This window comes from Streptomyces zinciresistens K42, assembly GCF_000225525.1.
GTDB classification, from domain to species: domain Bacteria; phylum Actinomycetota; class Actinomycetes; order Streptomycetales; family Streptomycetaceae; genus Streptomyces; species Streptomyces zinciresistens.
This window is the reverse complement of the sequence record NZ_AGBF01000159.1, coordinates 1-16160: the sequence shown is the minus strand read 5'-3', so window position 1 is coordinate 16160 and position 16160 is coordinate 1. Positions and strand designations below refer to the sequence as shown.

Genomic DNA, 16160 nt, shown 5'->3' with positions numbered 1-16160 from the left:
GTCCGACCCGGCCGCGTCCCGCTCCCGCCGCCCGGCGGTCCCGCCCCCGGTCGGCCCGCCCCGTCCGCCGCCGGGCGTTCCGTGGCTCACGGGTCACCGGTCCTGGTTTATAGGCCGTGCGGGCGGTTCTGGCGCCCGCGTGATGCGCTTCCCGGCGCGGGCGGGGAGACAACCTTTCATGGGTACCGCACGACGCCTCCCGGGCAGCCGCACCTGGCTGCGGGTCGTCGTGCTGCTGTTCGCGGTCCTGCTGCCCGGCACGCACGCGCAGGCGCACTCCCAGCACCTGGTGGTCGGCGCCCCGGCCGAGGTCGCCGAGCACGACCTCCTCGACGCGTCCCTGCGGGCCCCGGCCCGCACCGGGCGGCGCGGGGTCGTACGCGTCGCCGTACGGCCGCGCTCCGGACCGCCGCCCGCCGCCTCGCGCCGGGTCCCGGTGAGCCGTCGCGCGTGTGCGCCGCCGCGGGAGCCGTACCTCCCGCCCGTACCGCGCACGGTGGTCCTGCGCTGCTGACAGACCTCGTCACCCGGTCCGTCAGTACGACGAAGGAGCACTGCCATGCCCACCGACCACTACGCGGTGCTGCGCGCCCTGCTGCGCGCCGAGGCCGCCCGCCACACCCCGAAGCCGGTGTTGAAGAAGGACGAGCCGCAGCGGCCCGAGAAGGGCCGGGACCGCGGCTGACCCGGTCGCGGCGGAGGCGGCCTTCTCCGGGTCACCGCCTCCGCCGCGTCCGTCACCCGGCGGCACGCGGCCCCGACCGGCCCGGCGGGTGGTCCGCCGCCGGCGCGCGCCGGGACCGTTCCCGCGCCGGACGCCCGGAGCCTCCCGCGCGCCGGCCTCCGTCCACAGCCTGTGCACAGCTTTCGCGCGGCGCACAGGACACCGCCGTCCGGCGCCCGGCCTTGCTCACGAGATGCGACAGCAGTCGTCCACGACTTCGGTGGCAGGGGAACACCGAACGGTGCGCGGAGCGGGCAGGCGCCCCGTGGCGGGGTGACCGAGACCGGTGGGGCGGCTTCCCCGCGGGGGGCTCGTACGCCGTTCGCCTTCATTCCGCTGGACCGTCGAGCAGGTCGAGGGTCCAGGTCTGGCCGACGAGGTCATGGCCGAAGCCCCGGTGGGGTTTCTCGTCGGTGAGGATGAACCCGAAGCGCTGGTAGATCCTGCGCGCGGACGCCAGGTTGTCGGTGGTCCAGAGCGTCACGCTCCGGTAGCCGGCCCCGCGGGCGAATACCAGGGCCTCCTCGACCAGGCGGGTGCCCATGCCCAGACCGCGGGCGTGCGAAGTGACGAGCAGGACACGCAGTTTGGCCACTCCGGGCTGGTCGTCGCCGGCCACGAGCATGACGCAGCCCACCCGCTCACCGTCGGCCTCCGCGATCCAGGCCGCCTCCGCTGCCGAAGACCGCTTCGCCGCGTAGTCGGCGACGATCCGGGCGACCAGGGCCTCGAAATCCGCGTTCCAGCCGAACTGCTGCTCATACAGCTCGCCATGGGCCATCACCATCCAGCCCAGATCACCTGGGCGGTCGGCGCGGCGCACCAGGATCTGCCGCCGGCGGGCTCCCTCCAGCATGGACACTCTCCGAAACAAGTCGATGCATTTCTGTTACTGACACGATCGTGTCAGTAGTTCTAAGCTAGGCGCATGCCCCCAAGAACCGCAAGCCCGTCCGCGCGCCGGACCGAGCTTCTCGAAGCCGCCTACGAGTACGCCCTCCTCAACGGGCTGACCGATCTGTCGCTGCGTCCGCTCGCCGAGGCGATCGGCTCCAGCACCCGCGTGCTGATGTTCCTGTTCGGGAACAAGGACGGGCTCGTGAGGGCGTTGCTGGAGCGCGCCCGCGCGGAGGAACTGACACTGCTGGCCGGACTCCGCCGGCCCGAGAGGCCCGTCGGCCTCGCCACCGCGGCGCGCGGGGTGTGGGCATGGCTCGCCGCCGACGAGCACCGCCCGGTGCTGCGCCTGTGGGCCGAGACGTACGCCCGCTCCCTCGTCGATCCCGACGGTCCCTGGGCAGGGTTCGCCAGAAGCACCGTGGAGGACTGGCTCGACGTGCTCGCGGCCTGCCAGCCGCAAACCGAGCGGGACGCCGAGGAGGCCGCGGTCCGCCGCACCCTGACGCTGGCCGTACTGCGCGGCGCACTGCTCGACCTGCTCGCCACCGGCGACGAGAGCAGAGTGACCGCCGCCGTCCACCAGCACCTGGCACTTCTGCACGGCCCGGGACAGACCCGCGACTGACCGCCGGACCAGAAGCCGCCCGGAAGATCACGCCTCCCGGCGCCCGCCCCTCCGGCTCGACGGGGGCAAGTCGAACAAGACGCGGAGGTCACGGAGGTCACGCCTCCCGAAGTCGTGAACAACTGCTGTCACGGCTCGTGAACAGAGCCAGGCGCCCGTCCGCCTCACCCGGCCGGCCCCTCGGCGGAGCCCCCGGGCCGCCGCCTCGGCTTCCCCCGGGCCTCCCCGGGCTTCCTTTCGGGCCCCCGCGGTGTCCGCGCGGGCGGCCGATCTCCGGCTCTTCGCCCCTTCATCCCGTTTTGGTGGATCTTTTCCAGCGCCGTACTGCGTCGCCATGGCTGCGCCCGGAACGTCTTGACCGGTAGGCTTTCCGTGTGATCTTCAAGCGCATCGGAAACGGCCGGCCGTACCCCGACCACGGCCGGGAAAGCACCCGGCAGTGGGCGGACGTCGCGCCGCGCCCGGTCCGCCTCGATCAGCTCGTGACGACCAAGGGCCAGCTCGACCTGGAGACCCTGCTCGCCGAGGACTCGACGTTCTACGGCGATCTCTTCGCGCACGTCGTGAAGTGGCAGGGCGACCTGTACCTGGAGGACGGCCTGCACCGCGCGGTGCGCGCGGCGCTCCAGCAGCGCCAGGTGCTGCACGCGCGCGTGCTCGAACTCGACTGACAGGGCGCGGGCACCCCCGGTTGACCCTTTCGGGTAGGACCGCGCCCGCTCGAATGATCATCTAGTAGGCATTGCCGCTCAGGCGCACTACGCTGCGCTCATGAGCATGCTGACTCCCCCCGGCATGGGCGGCCAGTACCGCATCAGGGGGGACAAGTACCCCCGGATGAGGCGTCGTCGGCGCTACGGCCGGTTCGTCGGCCTCGGCGCGGCCTCCGCCGTCGTGCTGGGCACGGTCGGCTGGGGCACACTCCAGCTCATCGACGTCTTCACCGGCGGGGGCGGCAAGGCGTCCGCCGCCGGTCCGAGGGCCGGGTGCGCGACCCGGGCGACCCCGTCGCCGTCCGCCGCCGCGGAGGTCCCGAAGCCGGCCGGGATCACCGTCAACGTCCTCAACGCCACCACCCGCAGCGGACTGGCCAAGCAGACCGCCGACGAGCTGAAGAAGCGCGGCTTCAAGATCGGCGAGGTGGGCAACGCGCCCAAGGAGTACGACAAGAAGGTCAAGGGCGCCGGGATGCTGCTCGGCCCGGCCGCGTCGCTCGGCTCCTCGCTGCCGGTCCTCGCGACCCAGCTGGGCGGCGCGGAGCGGCGCACCGACGCCGCCCGCAAGGGCGCCGCCGTCGACCTGATCATCGGCGACCGCTTCAAGGAGCTCACGAAGAAGACGGACGCCGACCGGGCGCTGACCGCGCTGGCCGCGCCGAAGCCGGCGCCGACCGCCACGAAGAAGGGCTGCTGAACCGCGGGTACCGCCGGGCCGGACCCGCACGGTCCGCGGGGGGTGCCGTGCCGGTGTGCCGGTTCTCCGCTATTCGGCCGCGCCGTACAGGCGGTCTCCGGCGTCGCCCAGTCCCGGCACGATGTAGCCCAGCTCGTTCAGGTGGTCGTCCACGGCGGCCGTGACGACCGTCACCGGCGTGCCCGCCAGCTCGCGCTCCATCAGCTCCACACCCTCGGGCGCGGCGAGCAGCACCACCGCGGTGACGTCGTCGGCGCCCCGCTTGATCAGCTCCTGGATCGCCGCGACCAGCGTGCCGCCGGTGGCGAGCATCGGGTCCAGGACGTAGACCTGCCGCCCGGAGAGGTCCTCCGGCATCCGCGAGGCGTACGTGGACGCCTGGAGCGTCTCCTCGTCGCGGATCATGCCCAGGAAGCCCACCTCGGCGGTCGGCAGCAGCCGGACCATGCCGTCCAGCATGCCGAGCCCGGCCCGCAGGATCGGCACCACCAGCGGGCGGGGGTGGGAGAGCTTGACGCCGGTGGTGGCGGCGACCGGGGTCCGGACGTCGACCGCCTCGGTGCGCACGTCCCGCGTGGCCTCGTAGGCGAGCAGGGTGACCAGCTCGTCGGCGAGCCGGCGGAAGGTCGCGGAGTCGGTGCGCTGATCGCGCAGCGTGGTGAGCTTGTGGGCGACCAGGGGGTGGTCGACGACGTGGAGACGCATGTCCCCCACAGTAGCCGGGCCCGGTGGAGCGGGCGTCCCCACCTGCGGCAAGCCCACGGCGCGCGCTTCACCCGGGCGCTGGCATCAAACCGCCCGTCAGGGGGAAAGTGGGAGGGACCTACCGGGGGTGGTGAGCCGATGCCGAATCCTCAGTCCCCGGCGAGTCCCGGGGCGGACTCGCCGGACGACGGCGACGCGGCGCGCCGCCGGCGGCGCGCCCAGTTCCTGCGGGACCTCGCCGAGGCGCGCGAACTGCGGGACCGCGTCCAGCCGCGCCGCGCCAAGGCCGCGCGCCTGCGCCACGCCATGCGTATGCGCACGTTCCGCTGGTAGCGGCGGCCGGAGAAGATCCGTTTCCGCCGGGGGCGTCGGGACGGGGGGCGTGCGTGTGCGTTCACGAAATCCGCGTACGATCCGCACGTGGCGGCAACGAGTGCGCTGGTGAGTCCTTCGCGGACGGAGTCGCCGACCCCGTCGGCCCAACGCGATCGAAACTGCCGGACACAGGGTGCGGAAGACGTCCCCTGGACGCCTTGTTTCTGCCACGATTCCGAGTGGGTGGGCCTCGGACCCCAAGCCGTCCCGCCCACAGCCTCCGCCGGGGGGACCCCCAACCGGCACGCCTATGACCAGTGGGAGAGTCACGGTGTACTTCGCCGCACTGCTCGCGCGCACCGAAGACGGGTGGGAAGCGAGCGACACGGAGCTCGACGATGTGGAGACCCTGTCCGATCTGGCCGACCTGGCCCGTGAGGCCTCGCCCGAGGACGACACGGTGCTCGTGCTCATCGAGCAGGAGGACGCCTGGTTCGGCGTCGTCCGCGTCGACGGCGAGGACGACCCTCGCATCTACGTCTCGGACGCCGCCGCAGCAGCCCGCAGCAGCTACGGCGAGATCCTGCTCACCGACGAACTGCTCGGCCGGGAGCCCGGCGACGACGCCGCCGACCTGGACTCCCTGGACCTCGACGGCACCGAGGAGCCCGACGGCGACTCGGACGACGACGAGGAGGGCGGCGCCGACGCCGTCCCGCACAGCCCCGTGGGCGACGGCGGGATCCTCGACGACCTGGGCGTCGGCGAGAAGGAGCTGAAGTCCCTGGACGCCGAGGACGCGCTCGGCGCGATCGCCGAGGCGCTGGGTGCCTCGGAGGTCCTGGAGACCGTCCGCTGACCTCGTCCGGCCAGGGGAGGGCGCCCGCACCGCCCGACCCCGTACGCGACCGCTGGCGGGACGCGATGCGACTCGCCCTGGACGAGGCCGGGCTGGCTCTCCGGGGCGGGGACGTGCCCGTCGGCGCCGTCGTCCTGTCCGCCGACGGCACGACCGTGCTCGCCACCGGGCACAACGAACGCGAGGCGACCGGCGATCCGACCGCGCACGCCGAGGTCCTGGCGATCCGGCGGGCGGCGGCCCGGACCGGCGAGTGGCGGCTCACCGGCTGCACGCTCGTCGTGACGCTGGAGCCCTGCACGATGTGCGCGGGCGCGCTGGTGCAGGCCCGGGTGGACCGGGTCGTCTACGGCGCCCGGGACGAGAAGGCGGGCGCCGCGGGCTCCCTGTGGGACGTGGTGCGCGACCGGCGGCTCAACCACCGTCCGGAGGTCGTCGAGGGCGTGCTCGCCGAGGAGTGCGCGCGCCCGCTCACGGAGTTCTTCCGGTCCCGGTGAGCGGCGGCCAGGGCCCCGCCCTTATCGATTTCTGAGCAGGACCCGGCGTGCTGTAAGGTCTCCCTCGGTAGCGTGTCCGAGCGGCCGAAGGAGCTCGCCTCGAAAGCGAGTGTGGCGCAAGTCACCGAGGGTTCAAATCCCTCCGCTACCGCAGGTAGACGAAGGGTCCGGTTCATCGAGCCGGACCCTTCGCGCATCTCCGTCTCAGTTTCCGTCTCAGTTGGCAGGTACGAGCGCCCCGGCGGTCCCGTCGTCGTCCTCACCGGACCCGGGAGCGTCCGGCTTCCAGATCAGTCCGTCAACCTGCCGCGCCACGTCCGTCCGGACCGTGTCGACCATGTGTTGGTACCGCGCGGCCATGGCCGTAGTGGACCACCCCATGATCCCCATCACGGCTCGCTCGGAGACTCCGAGGATCAGTAGGACCGTCGCGGCGGTGTGTCGAGCGTCGTGCAACCGGCCGTCCCGAACCTTGGCGCCGGAAAGCAGCTCCTTCCAGTCGTCGTAGTCGGTGCGGGGCGGGGTGCCGCGTCCATCCGGAGTAGCGAACAGCCACCCCTCATCCGTCCACTTCTCTCCTGCCGCCGCGCGTTCGGCATCCTGCTTCGCGCGGTGAGCTCTCAGTAGGTCTACGAGCTGCGCAGGCAGGCCAACCGCCCGGCGTCCGGCGCGTGACTTCGTGTCCGCCGTCTCCGGGTTCGTACGCTGCCTCTGTGGGCAGTACCCGGCCTTACGACCGCAGGGGTTCCCGCATCCGTGGGCGTAGCGCGGGCGGCGACGGCTCCGACGCACCATCAGCACTCCGCGTTCAGCGTCCACATCGGTCCACTTCAGCCCAAGGGCCTCTCCCTGCCGGAGTCCGAGCGCCAGTGCCACGGCCCAGCGAGCGGAGTTGCGGCGGTCATCGGCGGTTCGCAGGAGCCGCTTCACCTCCTCAACGGTGTACGGCTCGATCTCCTCTTCGCTCACCCGGGGCGCCTTGGCGAGCTGTACAGGGTTGCGTGTGAGGTGGCCGCGTCGTACCGCCTCGTTGAGGGAGGTCCGGAAGGTGCGGTGGATCTGATGGATCGTCGCGGCCCTACGGCCGGCCGTCTGCATCTTCCCGTAGAAGCGCTCGATGTGTTCGGGCCCGAGCTTGTCGAGGCGATGGGCCCCAAGCGCGGGGATCAGGTGCTTCCGCACGGCAACGCCGTACCCGACCATCGTGTTCTCGTTGACCGCGAGCGGCGCGATGGTGTCGACCCAGTGCGTCAGCCACGCCTCCACGGTCCAGGCCCGACCCGCCTTGCGCATGGCTCCACTGTCGCGCTGCTTCTCCAGCTCACGCACGGCGGCCGTCACTTCGGCGCGGGTCTTGCGTTCGACGTGTCGGCGGTCCGGCTTGCCGTCGTCGCGGATGCCGACGGTCACGCGGCCGTGCCACTTGCCGTCTTTGCTCTGGTAGATGGACGACCGGCCGTTGGGCTGCCGAGTGCGCTTCTTGTCTTCCGCCACGGCGGACTCCTTCAGGGTGATGTGGAAACAGCCCGGGACGCCACCTCGCGGCGAGGTGGCGTCCCGGTGTGAGGCGATCAGGCAGCGCGCTGCTCAGCGCGTCGGCGTGCGAGGTAGGCGGCCGGAGCGTCGGCGGGGACGCGCCGGAGTCCACCGATGGTCAGGGACTCCAGCTCTCCGGTGCGGATGAGAGCGAAGCAGGTGGTGCGGCCGACGCGGAGGCATCGGGCGGCCTCTTCGACGGTCAGGAGAACCGGGGCCAGGTCGCCGGCCTCAGCGAGCGGTGCGATGTCCACAGCGGCGGTGCTCATCGAAAGGTCTCCTCCAGGGCTGTCCTTCGGGGGGTCCCTCTGAGGGGCGCTACTTCCGCTACCGCCGCTACCTCGCAGGTCAGGGGCCTGTTGGAGGTAGCGGGAAGGGGTAGCGGTAGCGGATGGGTAGCGGGGCGGTAGCGGCAACCGAGGGCGGTTGCCGCTACCGCGTTATCGCTGTTCAGACCGCGTTTTCCATGCCCGGTAGCGGAGGTAGCGGACTTTCCGGGGGTGGGGGGCAGTAGCGGGCCCACGCGTCCCACAGATCAGTGGCGTAGTAGCCCTTGAGGACGCTTCCGGCGGTCTTGATGTTGCGGGAGGTGATCGGCTCGTTGTCGTCGGTCATGTACTCCGCGAGCATCTTCGACAGTCGACGGTTGTCGAGTGGCTTGCCTTGCAGATCAGCCCACGGGGCATCGTCCAGAGCGTTGAGCCGGTCGAGGATGGCGATGGTGGGCAGGCGGTCGATGCCGACCATGACGTGATCGCGCAGGTCGGTCAGCAGCCGGACCCCGAGACTGCCTTTATCGTTGGCCCGTGAGGCGGTCACCAGCGTCACGCAAGCCTCGCGCGCCCGGTCGGGCCAGTCTCCGCCGGCGGCATCTGCGATGGCGAGCAAGGATTCCCACACGTCCGCCGGCCGGTCGGAGACGCCGTCGGGCATCTCCGGCCATGCCCCCATGACGAACCCGCGTGCGTGTTCGGCCCACTTGGCGAGCCGGTCCCGCAGCGCGTGCCCCTCCGCCTCGTGCAGGCGGGCGCGGAAGGCTTCCACGCGTTCGTTGCGGGCTCGCCGTCGCATCCGAATGACGATGGAGCGGGTCATGATCGTGTCCGGCAGGTTGCCGAGTCCGGCGACCGCGACCCCGCAGTACGAGGGGAAGGCCTGGACGGTCTGGTTGCCGCCGTCTCCGATGCACCGGTAGGTGACCCCGGTACGGCGGTGACCTGCGTTGAGGAACCCGCGCAGTTCCTCGTTCTCGCCTGCCTTCGGCCCGAAGACGGTGTCAATCTCGTCGAACAGGATCGTGGGCCGCCCGTTCGGGTTGGACACGGACCGGAACAAGGCGGCGGCGGACGCGTTCACGGCCGTCATCGGCTGCGGAACGAGGGTTTCCACCACTTCCAGCGCGCGGGACTTCCCCGACCCCGGCTCCGGGGAGAGGAAGGCGAGGCGGGGTGTGGAGTCGAAGCAGTCGAGCAGGTGGGCGTGCGCGTCCCACAACGCCACGGCGACGTAGGCGGCCTCGGTGGGGAAGACGTTGAAGCGGCGGTGGAAGGCTTCCACCTCGTTGAGCAGGGCGGCCCCGTCGATGGTGTCGGTCATGCGGCGGCCCTCCCTTCCTGGGGAGTGCGGAGCGGGCAGAGGTCGCGGTGCGCCTCGTGGTCTGCGATCAGGGCCAGCACGCGCGGGTGACCGACGGCGCTTCGGTCCCTGCCGCACAGGCACTTCGACGTGGCCGTAGGCGTGGCACCGCGCGGGGCGCAGATGGTCAGCCACCCGATGGGGTACGGACCGTCTCCGGTCTGCGGGTCAGAGAGAACAGCAGTGGGGACGCCTTCGGCGACGCCCTTCGGCTCGCCCACGGCCGGTGCGTCCACAGGCTGTGGAGCGTCCGCCGGGCCGGTCGGGGTGGTGGTGATGCTCTTCAGGAGGGGGCGGGGTGGGGTGTTCATGCCGCATTCCCCCTGCGCTGCTGGTTGTGGGCGATGGACCAGTTGAGGGCGCTGCGCAGGGTCGAGCGGCACTCGGCAACGGTGAGCCCGGTAGCCTCCCCCGCCTCCTGAAGAGCGTCCTCGACCACGTGCCGGGGGAGGTCGCCCCACGCGACGAAACGACCCAGGGCGCGCGCGGCCCGGAACAACGCGCCCTCGCGCAAGCCGAGTTGGGCCGCACGGACGTTCCGCGCCTCAGCGGCAAGCGCTACATCCGCATATCGGCGGGATTGCCCCGCTACGGCCACAGAGGGCGCCTGAGACGTCCTGGGGGCCGGTCGCAGGATGCTTTGCAGCCACAGAGGCAGAGAGGCCGCCACGGAGCCGCTCAGCGCTTCGTACGGTCCGGCGGGGGTGGTGCTGCCCGCAGCGACGACGTAGCCGCCCCATGCCCGGGTGTCGACCAACGGGGCGAGGGTGCCCGCCGTGTTGGCGAGCCGCACGCCTGCCGGAGCGGTGAAGTACAGGTGCGATCCGCCGCTCGCGGTCCGCGTCCGGTAGGTCTCCGGCGCCCGCTGCCCGGTGCGCTCGCAGAGCGCCTCAAAGGTCGCCACGCCGCTAGGCGTGCCCTCACTGCTGTTGCCCTTGGGCATGTCCAGGTCGATGACGACCAGCCCGGAGGGGCCGGTGGCGATGCCGACGTTGAACGGACCGCGCGCCCACGTCGCGCGGATACGGTCCGCGTCGATGGTGGCGCGCTGCTCCCACTTGCGGTGCCCACTCGCGCAGGGGCCGGTGCGGGGGCAGTCGGTTTCTCCGTGCAGGGCGGGGCGCTTGGTGCCGGGCCGGAGGGGGAAGACGTGCCAGCCGCGCTCAGCGGCGGTCAGGGCCGCGTTCAGCAGGTGCTCGCTCATGCCGCCACCTCCCACGCGGCCTGTGCGAGGAACGCGCGGCCGATGAACTCGGTGTAGGTGGGCGGGATGGCCTCGGTCAGTTCCTCGCGCACGTCCGTCCAGTCGATGCCCATCGCGGCCTGAAGCTCCGGCACGGACGGCTTGCCACCGCCGTTGCCGTACGCGGCGACGTACGGGCCGTCGAAGTACTGGCCGTGTCGGTAGCCGCGTACGCGGCCCCGGTGCGGGACGTGCGCCAGCTGCTCGATGGTCCAGCCGCCAAGCTCGAAGTTGCGGTGGCGGATGACTCCGAGTCCGAACATCTCGCCGCACAGGGTGAGGTCTTTTCGGATGTCCGCGCGGCCGTTGGGCTGCTCGATGATGTACGGCAGGCCGGTCTTGTCGAGCAGGGTTCGGGTGGACGCGACCAGGTCGACGTGGGTCCGGCCCCATCCCTGGGAGGCGTTGGTGCCCACGGTCAGTGCACATCCGTGCTGGCACGGCGGGGAGGCGTGCACGATCGCGTACCGCTCGATCTCGCCGGTGGCGATCAGGGCGGCGAGGTAGGCCAGTGCGTCACCGTGGTGGTAGGGGAAGGGGTAGTTGGGTCGGTGGGCGATGTCGCAGCCGTCCACGGCGAACCCTGCGCGCGCGTAGCCGGTACCGGCGCCGCCGGCGCACGAGAACAGATCCAGCAGTCGCGGCCGGTGGCCGCGCACTCGCCGGATGTCGGTGGGTTGCGTCATGCTGGGAGACCTCCAGTAGGTCTGTTGCTGACAGGTGGACAAGGGCGGCCCCGGTTCTTTGGCGAGAGAGGGGCCGCCCTTGGCGTAGCTAGAAGGGGGGTTCGTTGCTGTAGCCGTTGGTGGCCCACGGGTCGCGGCCGTGGTTGCGCCGTCGGCGCAGCCACCGGGGCCGACGCGGCAGCGGCAGGAGGACCACGCACCGGTTTTCGTCCCAGCAGGGGCAGGACAGCCATTCGGTTCCGGCGTACTCGCCGTTGTGGTCGCCGTAGTCGTGGTGGTGACCGCCCTCGCCCTGGCAGTCCGGGCAGCGGGGGCGAGGGGTGTCGGTCAGGGCCAGTGAGCGCCGTGTCGCGCAGACGACCTTGATGCGGAGTCGGATCACGGGTATCGGTCTCCTGTCAGCCGTGGAAGTGGTTGCGCTTGAAGATCGCTTTGCGGATGTGGACCGTGGTCCCGCCGTGGTGGCTGCTCGCGCCGAAGATCTGCACGGCGACCCAGCCACCGAAGATCACAGCCGCGAGGGTGATGAGCTGGGTGATGAACGCGGTCAACGCGGCGATGAACGACGTGAGCAGCAGCAGTCCGCCGCACACGGCGAGGAACCCGACGCCTCCGAGGGCGACGTTGACTGCCGCGCGGGACACGGCCGGTTTGGCGGCGAGGGGTTCGGGCTGCATGGGACTGATGGCGTAGCCGGTGACGACCCGTCCGTCGGGCAGGACGATGCTCGCGACGGCCGGCACCGTGCCCGGCTGGACCGGTGCCGGGGGCGCCGGGTGGATGACGGCCGGCGGGTGGATGGGGGTGGGCTGGTAGGCGGTCACGGCCTGTTCGGCGGGGGCGGGACCGGAGTGCTCGGGGTACATGTGGAATCCCTTCCGGTACAGGGTCAGGGAGGCGGAGACACCCCCATGGCGGGGCGCTGTGGAGGGGGTTTGGGGGGCTGACCTGGGGTGCCTCCCTGCCTCCCTGACGATCATTTATGCAGGTCAGGTGCAGGGAGGCGGGGCAGGGAGGGGGTCAGGGAGATCTCCCTGCCTCCCTGCCCCCGGGCGGGGTCGGCTCCCTGCACTATTCGACGGAAGCGGAACCCGTGTCGCTGTCGCGGTTGGCGAGGGCGCGCATCACCCGGTCGCGGGCCACGACCATGACCCCGTCGGACTTGTAGGGGCTGGCGTCGGCGGTGTCGAGTACGCGCTTGAGGTCGATGAACGACCACCCGCCGTAGGCGTCCGGGTTGCGGGTGGCGAGGCGCGCGAGGACGTCCTTGGTCCGCACCCGCGGCGCGTCCCCGATCACGGCGGCGATGTCCGCGAGCGGGTCGTGTTCGACGCTGCGGTCGATGGCGTGCAGGGTGGTCCCGCCGTCGCGCAGCGCCTTGGCCCGGTCGGTGATGGCTTCGGCGGCGTCGTCATCGACGTAGTGCGTGCGCACCGTGATGGAGGACTGTCCGGCCGGGACGGTGATGCCGTCGGAGGCGACGACCAGGGTTCCCCGGTCCAGGCCGGGACGCAGCAGGTTCGGTGCCGCGCCGCCGTCGACGGCCTTGTCCCCCAGTGCCATGCGGGCCTGGGACTCGGTGCCCAGGGCGAGGGAAGCGCGGGTGTGGGCGCCCTCGCGGACCAGCTTGGGCAGGTTCTCGTTGGTGGGGTCCTGGGTGCCCTGCCACATCAGGACGTTGACGGCACGCCCCTGGTTGTGGATCTTGCGGACGGCCATGAAGTAGCGGGAGTTGGCCTTCGACCCTCCGTAGGGCCGCTTGTCCTCGTCCTTGGCCGGGCACATGAACGCCACCTGCGCCTCGTCCACCAGCACGATCAGCGGGGGGAAGACGGTGCCGGGCGGGGCCTGGATACGGCGGTTCATCTCCTCCACCGCGCCCTCCACCATCTCTGTGACCTGCATGACGTGCTCGTCGGTCGGCCCCTGGATGAGGGTGCGGGCCAGGCCGTCGAACATGGCCCAGTCGCCCACGCCCTTGAGGTCACCCATGAGGAACTCCACCGACCGATCCAGCGCCAGCCACAGGGCCAGGGAGCGCAGGGCGACGGTCTTGCCCTGGTTGGACAGGCCCGTGATGAGGAGGTGGCGCTGGTAGAGCGACAGGGCGGCGGCGTCGCCGCGCAGGTCCTGCCCCCACGGCGCCCTGCCCTTGGTGTAGTCGGCGGTCATCGTCTCGTCGGTGACCAGCGGCGACGGCCCGATCGGCTCATCGAGCGCACCCGAGTCCGCCACCCACAGCCGCACCGTGCGCGCAGCCTGCGGGATCGTGATGAACACCTCGTGCTCATGCCGGGTCAGGTTCTCCGCCAGCTTGCGCCGGCGCTGCTGCACCTCGACCGTGGACACCCCGGAGGGAAGGGTGACGTCGACTTCCACCCCGCACCCGGCGAGGGTGATCGGTCCGAGCATGCTCGCGCCGGCGTCGCCCATCTCCTTGATGGCGTTGCGCAGCGCGGGCACTCCGAGGTCGCGCAGGGCCTTGACCACGATGGACGGGGTGACCGGCTCGCCCTCGCTGCTGCGGAGGTTCGCGGGCAGCGCCCACGCGGGGGCGGCGTGCTGCTTGCTGCCGACCGCCCACAGCGCGAGCAGGGCGAACAGCGGGCCGAGGACGAGTACGGGCCCCCAGACCACGCGCACGATCCGGATCAGCAGGGCGAGGAAGTCGATGGTGGCCGCGAGCGGGGTGACCACGTCCTTGACGTCGCCGTTGCTGATCGCCATGACGACCCCGAGCGCGACCAGCGCCCCGATCCCCATCCCCGTGCCGACGGCCGCTCCCTTGGCGGCCTCGACCGGGGAGTGCAGCAGGTCCATCCGGCGGTGGTGGCGGGCGGCGCGGAAACGCTGAAGGCGCTCCTCCCACTCCTCGGCCGCTTCGAGGTTCCCGGCGGCTTCGGCCGCGCGGATCATCCGCTCGTAGCGGGCCCCGGTACGGCCGTCCCAGGTGCGGCGGGCCACGATCCGCCCGCCGTTGAAGGTGTAGAGGCCGTGGCGGACCACCGCACGCGCCACGGACTTCGTGCTCTCATCGGTGACGACGGCCTTGACGGCGCGTCCGGAGCGCACCCACAACGGGCGCGGACGCTCAGGGGCCGGGTCGGGCACGACCGTCAGAACGGTCGGGACGCCGGCACCGGCCGGCGGGTCGGTGGGCTTGTGGAGGTGGATGACGTTCTCGGTCATGCTGGCAGTGCTCCTGACTGCCCCGCGAACTCGCGGGGCGGGAGGTTGGCAGGGAGTGCCGGGGTGGCCGGGTCCGTGGCAGGGGCGGCCACCCCGGAGTGACGCAAGGGCTGGTCAGAACCAGCGGGAAGACTTCCGCGCGGCCTTGGCGCGCGCGGCCTCGGTGATCAGACGCTGACGCTCACCGTGCAGCGCGGTCAGCTCCGCGTTCAGCCTCGTCTCGACGGCCGTGCCGATCGAGTCCATCCGGGTCTCGGCACCGGCCGTACTGCGGCTCTGGTGGACGCTGCGCGCGCCGGCGGCCAGGGCGCGGGTCATGGCGAGGCGTTCGCGGCTGGTCAGCGGCCACCACTCACCCCGGCGGACCGCCTCCAGCTTGTTCTGGGTCCGTCGGATCTCACGATCCAGGCGGCGGATCTCAACACTGGCCATGGTCAGCAACTCCCTTCCGGCCCATCGGGGCCGGGGTAGGCGCAGGGCACGCACATGCCGAGCGAGGCGGGGATGACGTAGCCGGCATCCCGCCGGCACTCGGGGCAGCGGCGGCGGGCGGCGTTCGCGCGGGCCAGTGCCGCCCACCTCGCCGGGGTCATCGGCCGGACCGGCAGGGCGAGGTCGACGCGGTACAGGTAGGCGACCAGCGGGGGCCGCCGCCGGCGGGGGCGTTCGAGCTGAGCGGCCACGTCCTGACCACCGGGCCGCAGGTCGCGCGCCCGGAGTTGGCGGCGGGTGGCGTATCCGTCCGGGGCAAGGTGCCACCGGAACACCGGCAGCGTGGCCATCAGGCCGCGACGCGCTTCCACGCGGCCCGAAGGCGGACCTCGGACGCGGCGTGGCCGGCGGTGCGGAAGCGGGTGGCCATCTCGCGGTAGGACAGCGGCGGGGTGCGGCTGTCGCGGATCTCTTCCACCAGCACGTCAAGCTGAGCATCCGTCAGCGCGGAAGCGGACTCCAGCGCGAGCGTGGACACCGGCTCGACGGGTCCCCAGACCGGGAGCTCCCACCGGGGCGTGACGCCCGGTGTGACGCCGGGCGTGACGGGGGTCGTCACGCTGGTCAGTGCCCTGCCCGTGCCCTCACCCTGCCGGGCGTCCTCCAGCGTCGACCACGCCCCCGCGAGGGTGGCGGCGGTCCGTGCCTGGACGCGGGCGACGCGCGCCCCGGCTGCCGTCACGGCCGTCAGCCGCGTCTCCTCGGTCGCCGCGTCGGCCCGCAGGCGGGCACGCGCGACGGCCGCGGTGTCGCGGGCGTCCTGCTGAATGCCGCGGATGGCACCCAGCGCGGACGGGGTGAGCGCGGTCCGCTCCCACATCCCGTGGACCAGCCACAGGGCCTTCGCGGCCAGGGGCAGCCACGCCACGGCCAGCCACGCACCCGTGTCCGCCTCGACGGTGAGCGCGTGCGCGACCAGAACGCCCGTGGCGACCAGGCCGAACGACCAGCCCACCACGGTCACCGCGGTGGAGTGGTCGCCCTGCGCGGCAAGGCGCCGTTCGTAGGCGAGGGTGGCCAGCCACCCCCCGTCGATGCCCAGACCGACCACGAGCGCGACCGGCCACGGCATCGCCGTGCCCAGCCACATCACGACCACGGCCAGAGTGAGAACCAGGGACACCGCCGTCACGGCGACGGCCGGCAGAGCGGTCGGGCGCGCCATCACGCCACCCCCGCCCCGGCAGGAACCTGCGAGTAGGCGATCAGCTCGATGTCCGCGCCGCCGTACCTGGTCCGCGCTTCCAGCACCCCGGTACGGCTGCCGCACTGCACGTGGAAGCCGACCGCGCCCGGGTCGACACCGAGCGCCGCACGCCACGCCTCGAACGCGGTGAACGT

At 72.1% G+C, this 16160-nt stretch carries 21 protein-coding genes and 1 tRNA gene; 9 read left to right on the top strand and 13 right to left on the bottom strand.

The window, feature by feature from the left end; translation table 11 throughout:
* Nucleotides 1–178: 178 nt before the first annotated feature.
* Nucleotides 179–514, top strand: coding sequence for a hypothetical protein (locus SZN_RS28610; RefSeq protein ID WP_007501863.1), 336 nt, complete (start codon nucleotides 179–181; stop codon nucleotides 512–514).
* A gap of 45 nt (nucleotides 515–559) precedes the next feature.
* A complete protein-coding gene (locus SZN_RS43285; RefSeq protein WP_007501861.1) occupies nucleotides 560–685 on the top strand; it encodes a hypothetical protein in 126 nt (41 codons plus the stop codon).
* 367 nt (nucleotides 686–1052) lie between these two features.
* Here SZN_RS43285 and SZN_RS28605 read toward each other — a convergent pair whose 3' ends face one another.
* The gene (locus SZN_RS28605; RefSeq protein ID WP_007501859.1) at nucleotides 1053–1580 is read right to left on the bottom strand and encodes a GNAT family N-acetyltransferase; all 528 of its coding nucleotides are present in this window, start codon (nucleotides 1578–1580) and stop codon (nucleotides 1053–1055) included.
* Nucleotides 1581–1652: 72 nt separating this feature from the next.
* On the opposite strand from SZN_RS28605, the gene SZN_RS28600 reads away from it, so the two are divergent.
* The 3 genes from SZN_RS28600 to SZN_RS28590 all read left to right on the top strand — a co-directional run bounded on the left by SZN_RS28600 (nucleotide 1653) and on the right by SZN_RS28590 (nucleotide 3662).
* Nucleotides 1653–2249: a TetR/AcrR family transcriptional regulator gene (locus SZN_RS28600; RefSeq protein ID WP_007501857.1), complete on the top strand. Its 597-nt coding sequence runs from the start codon at nucleotides 1653–1655 to the stop codon at nucleotides 2247–2249.
* 374 nt (nucleotides 2250–2623) lie between these two features.
* Nucleotides 2624–2920 (top strand): type II toxin-antitoxin system VapB family antitoxin, encoded by a 297-nt coding sequence (locus tag SZN_RS28595; protein WP_003999914.1) that lies wholly within the window; start codon nucleotides 2624–2626, stop codon nucleotides 2918–2920.
* Nucleotides 2921–3044: 124 nt separating this feature from the next.
* Nucleotides 3045–3662, top strand: a complete 618-nt coding sequence (locus SZN_RS28590) for a LytR C-terminal domain-containing protein (RefSeq protein ID WP_007501854.1) — start codon at nucleotides 3045–3047, stop codon at nucleotides 3660–3662.
* Nucleotides 3663–3731: 69 nt separating this feature from the next.
* Here SZN_RS28590 and upp read toward each other — a convergent pair whose 3' ends face one another.
* Nucleotides 3732–4367 (bottom strand): uracil phosphoribosyltransferase, encoded by a 636-nt coding sequence (gene upp, locus SZN_RS28585; protein ID WP_007501851.1) that lies wholly within the window; start codon nucleotides 4365–4367, stop codon nucleotides 3732–3734.
* A gap of 138 nt (nucleotides 4368–4505) precedes the next feature.
* Here upp and SZN_RS28580 point away from each other — a divergent pair, with 138 nt between their 5' ends.
* The 4 genes from SZN_RS28580 (at nucleotide 4506) to SZN_RS28565 (ending at nucleotide 6189) form a co-directional block, all read left to right on the top strand.
* Entirely contained in the window at nucleotides 4506–4700 is a 195-nt protein-coding gene (locus SZN_RS28580) for a hypothetical protein (RefSeq protein ID WP_007501849.1), read from the top strand.
* A gap of 313 nt (nucleotides 4701–5013) precedes the next feature.
* Nucleotides 5014–5541 carry a tRNA adenosine deaminase-associated protein gene (locus tag SZN_RS28575; protein ID WP_007501846.1) on the top strand — a complete coding sequence of 176 codons (528 nt, stop codon included), beginning with the start codon at nucleotides 5014–5016 and terminating at the stop codon, nucleotides 5539–5541.
* Nucleotides 5542–5606: 65 nt separating this feature from the next.
* Nucleotides 5607–6038, top strand: coding sequence for a tRNA adenosine(34) deaminase TadA (gene tadA / locus SZN_RS28570; protein ID WP_007501844.1), 432 nt, complete (start codon nucleotides 5607–5609; stop codon nucleotides 6036–6038).
* 66 nt (nucleotides 6039–6104) lie between these two features.
* A tRNA-Ser gene (locus SZN_RS28565) sits at nucleotides 6105–6189 on the top strand.
* Between the two features lie 65 nt (nucleotides 6190–6254).
* Here SZN_RS28565 and SZN_RS28560 read toward each other — a convergent pair.
* From SZN_RS28560 to SZN_RS28510, 11 genes are all read right to left on the bottom strand, one after another.
* Nucleotides 6255–7532, bottom strand: a complete 1278-nt coding sequence (locus SZN_RS28560) for a tyrosine-type recombinase/integrase (protein WP_007501842.1) — start codon at nucleotides 7530–7532, stop codon at nucleotides 6255–6257.
* Between the two features lie 77 nt (nucleotides 7533–7609).
* Nucleotides 7610–7843, bottom strand: a complete 234-nt coding sequence (locus SZN_RS28555; protein ID WP_007501840.1) for a helix-turn-helix domain-containing protein — start codon at nucleotides 7841–7843, stop codon at nucleotides 7610–7612.
* 181 nt (nucleotides 7844–8024) lie between these two features.
* Nucleotides 8025–9170, bottom strand: coding sequence for a DUF3631 domain-containing protein (locus SZN_RS28550; protein ID WP_007501838.1), 1146 nt, complete (start codon nucleotides 9168–9170; stop codon nucleotides 8025–8027).
* Between the two features lie 346 nt (nucleotides 9171–9516).
* Nucleotides 9517–10413 (bottom strand): bifunctional DNA primase/polymerase, encoded by an 897-nt coding sequence (locus SZN_RS28545; protein WP_007501836.1) that lies wholly within the window; start codon nucleotides 10411–10413, stop codon nucleotides 9517–9519.
* On the bottom strand, nucleotides 10410–11138 hold the full coding sequence (locus SZN_RS28540) for a DNA cytosine methyltransferase (RefSeq protein ID WP_007501834.1): 729 nt from the start codon (nucleotides 11136–11138) through the stop codon (nucleotides 10410–10412). The genes SZN_RS28545 and SZN_RS28540 overlap by 4 nt, the downstream gene beginning before the upstream one ends.
* 88 nt (nucleotides 11139–11226) lie before the next feature.
* Nucleotides 11227–11520, bottom strand: coding sequence for a hypothetical protein (locus tag SZN_RS28535; RefSeq protein WP_007501832.1), 294 nt, complete (start codon nucleotides 11518–11520; stop codon nucleotides 11227–11229).
* 16 nt (nucleotides 11521–11536) lie between these two features.
* Complete coding sequence (locus SZN_RS28530) at nucleotides 11537–12004, bottom strand: hypothetical protein (protein ID WP_007501830.1); 468 nt, start codon at nucleotides 12002–12004, stop codon at nucleotides 11537–11539.
* Nucleotides 12005–12209: 205 nt separating this feature from the next.
* Entirely contained in the window at nucleotides 12210–14327 is a 2118-nt protein-coding gene (locus tag SZN_RS28525; RefSeq protein WP_007501828.1) for an FtsK/SpoIIIE domain-containing protein, read from the bottom strand.
* Nucleotides 14328–14441: 114 nt separating this feature from the next.
* Nucleotides 14442–14759, bottom strand: coding sequence for a hypothetical protein (locus SZN_RS28520; protein ID WP_007501826.1), 318 nt, complete (start codon nucleotides 14757–14759; stop codon nucleotides 14442–14444).
* Nucleotides 14760–14761: 2 nt separating this feature from the next.
* The gene (locus SZN_RS28515; protein ID WP_007501824.1) at nucleotides 14762–15109 is read right to left on the bottom strand and encodes an RRQRL motif-containing zinc-binding protein; all 348 of its coding nucleotides are present in this window, start codon (nucleotides 15107–15109) and stop codon (nucleotides 14762–14764) included.
* Complete coding sequence (locus SZN_RS28510; protein WP_007501822.1) at nucleotides 15109–15984, bottom strand: hypothetical protein; 876 nt, start codon at nucleotides 15982–15984, stop codon at nucleotides 15109–15111. The genes SZN_RS28515 and SZN_RS28510 overlap by 1 nt, the downstream gene beginning before the upstream one ends.
* Between the last annotated feature and the right edge of the window lie 176 nt (nucleotides 15985–16160).

Bases quoted from the DNA above. Each gene is read 5' to 3' on its own strand.
- SZN_RS28610 (WP_007501863.1), top strand. From the start codon at position 179: ATGGGTACCGCACGACGCCTCCCGGGCAGCCGCACCTGGCTGCGGGTC.
- SZN_RS43285 (WP_007501861.1), top strand. From the start codon at position 560: ATGCCCACCGACCACTACGCGGTGCTGCGCGCCCTGCTGCGCGCCGAG.
- SZN_RS28605 (WP_007501859.1), bottom strand. From the start codon at position 1,580: ATGCTGGAGGGAGCCCGCCGGCGGCAGATCCTGGTGCGCCGCGCCGAC.
- SZN_RS28600 (WP_007501857.1), top strand. From the start codon at position 1,653: ATGCCCCCAAGAACCGCAAGCCCGTCCGCGCGCCGGACCGAGCTTCTC.
- SZN_RS28590 (WP_007501854.1), top strand. From the start codon at position 3,045: ATGGGCGGCCAGTACCGCATCAGGGGGGACAAGTACCCCCGGATGAGG.
- upp (WP_007501851.1), bottom strand. From the start codon at position 4,367: ATGCGTCTCCACGTCGTCGACCACCCCCTGGTCGCCCACAAGCTCACC.
- SZN_RS28580 (WP_007501849.1), top strand. From the start codon at position 4,506: ATGCCGAATCCTCAGTCCCCGGCGAGTCCCGGGGCGGACTCGCCGGAC.
- tadA (WP_007501844.1), top strand. From the start codon at position 5,607: ATGCGACTCGCCCTGGACGAGGCCGGGCTGGCTCTCCGGGGCGGGGAC.
- SZN_RS28555 (WP_007501840.1), bottom strand. From the start codon at position 7,843: ATGAGCACCGCCGCTGTGGACATCGCACCGCTCGCTGAGGCCGGCGAC.
- SZN_RS28550 (WP_007501838.1), bottom strand. From the start codon at position 9,170: ATGACCGACACCATCGACGGGGCCGCCCTGCTCAACGAGGTGGAAGCC.
- SZN_RS28545 (WP_007501836.1), bottom strand. From the start codon at position 10,413: ATGAGCGAGCACCTGCTGAACGCGGCCCTGACCGCCGCTGAGCGCGGC.
- SZN_RS28540 (WP_007501834.1), bottom strand. From the start codon at position 11,138: ATGACGCAACCCACCGACATCCGGCGAGTGCGCGGCCACCGGCCGCGA.
- SZN_RS28530 (WP_007501830.1), bottom strand. From the start codon at position 12,004: ATGTACCCCGAGCACTCCGGTCCCGCCCCCGCCGAACAGGCCGTGACC.
- SZN_RS28525 (WP_007501828.1), bottom strand. From the start codon at position 14,327: ATGACCGAGAACGTCATCCACCTCCACAAGCCCACCGACCCGCCGGCC.
- SZN_RS28520 (WP_007501826.1), bottom strand. From the start codon at position 14,759: ATGGCCAGTGTTGAGATCCGCCGCCTGGATCGTGAGATCCGACGGACC.
- SZN_RS28515 (WP_007501824.1), bottom strand. From the start codon at position 15,109: ATGGCCACGCTGCCGGTGTTCCGGTGGCACCTTGCCCCGGACGGATAC.
- SZN_RS28510 (WP_007501822.1), bottom strand. From the start codon at position 15,984: ATGGCGCGCCCGACCGCTCTGCCGGCCGTCGCCGTGACGGCGGTGTCC.